This window comes from Pseudomonas serbiensis (assembly GCF_030580745.1).
Classification (GTDB): Bacteria; Pseudomonadota; Gammaproteobacteria; order Pseudomonadales; family Pseudomonadaceae; genus Aquipseudomonas; species Aquipseudomonas serbiensis.
Genome location: NZ_JAUQOO010000053.1, coordinates 1 through 1392, shown reverse-complemented (window position 1 = coordinate 1392; position 1392 = coordinate 1). Strand labels below are relative to the sequence as shown.

Here is a 1392-nt window from a genome sequence, read left to right as displayed (position 1 = left end):
TGAGGATTTCGCCGCCCTGGTTGACCACGGCGTCCGTGACGGTGAGGTTGGCAGTGCCGGTGCTGGTGAGGCTGCCTGCCAAGTTCGACACAGAGCCAGCGTTCAGGGTCAGGATGCTATCGCTGCGCAAGACACCTTGCTGGTTATTCAGAGTGGCAGCAGACAGCTCAAGGCCCGTAGCAGATACCCGCCCGCGCAGGTTGGTCAGCACCTGGTCGATGCGCACGATCAGGGATTCGTCGCTGAGCACCGAGCCGTCGGTGTTGTCCAGCGACGTGGCGGCCAGGGTAAAGCCCTTGGCACTGGAGATTTCGCCGCTCTGGTTGTTGACTGTGCCCAGATTCGTCAGCAGCAACTGGCCGGGGGCCGTAATCAAACCGTCTTGGTTATTCAGATGGCCGTTGTTCAGGTCCAGGCTGACATCGCCATTGCTGTACAGGCGCCCGTCGGCGTGTTGATCCAGGCCAGTGACCACCGCGGTCAGGGCCATGGCGCTGGCGATACGCCCCGCTTCGCTGTTATTGACCTGCGCAGCAGTCAGGCGCAAGGCCTCGGTGCTGGTCAGGCGACCGTCCTGGCTGTTGTTGAAGGCGCCGGTGGTGACGGTTACGCCTTTGCCGGCGATCCGCCCACTGCGGCTATTGTCCAGGCGGCCGCTGGTGAGGGTCAGGGCCGCATCGCTGAGGATTTCGCCGCCCTGGTTGACCACGGCGTCGGTGACGGTAAGGCTGGACGTGCCAGCGCTGGTGAGGCTGCCTGCCGTATTCGACACCGCACCCGCGTTCAGGGTCAGGGTGCTCTCGCTGCGTATCACGCCTTGATTGTTATTGAGGATCGCGGTCGAGAGATCCAGGCCCGTGACCACCATGGTCAGGGCCATGGCGCTGGCGATACGCCCCGCTTCGCTGTTATTGACCTGCGCGGCAGTCAGGCGCAAGGCCTCGGTGCTGGTCAGGCGACCGTCCTGGCTGTTGTTGAAGGCGCCGGTGGTGACGGTCACGCCTTTACCGGCAATACGCCCGCTGAGGCTATTGTCCAGGCGACCGCTGGTGAGGGTCAGGGCTGCATCGCTGAGGATTTCGCCGCCCTGGTTGTTGAGGGTCTGGGTGACGGTCGCCTGCACGGCACGGCTGGCGACAATGTTGCCGGTGTTGGTCAGGTTGCCTGCCGACAGCACCACATCGCCGGCGGCATTGCGGCTGTTATCGGCATTGACGCCCGCCTCGATGATCGCACTGTTGCTCAGGTGCCCGGTGCTGGACAGCGTGACGCTGTCCCGTGCGGCGATATTCTGCTGGATGGCCAGATCGCCCGGCGTCGTGATCGACAGCGACGAACCCGCATACAGCGGCCCGTTGACCTCGACCGCGTTGGCATTCACCGTCACCGCCC

Annotated in this window: 1 pseudogene; it reads right to left on the bottom strand. The window is 64.2% G+C overall.

From position 1 onward, the window contains the following. Positions 1-1392, bottom strand: a pseudogene (locus Q6A51_RS27240) (filamentous hemagglutinin N-terminal domain-containing protein); the annotation flags it as partial.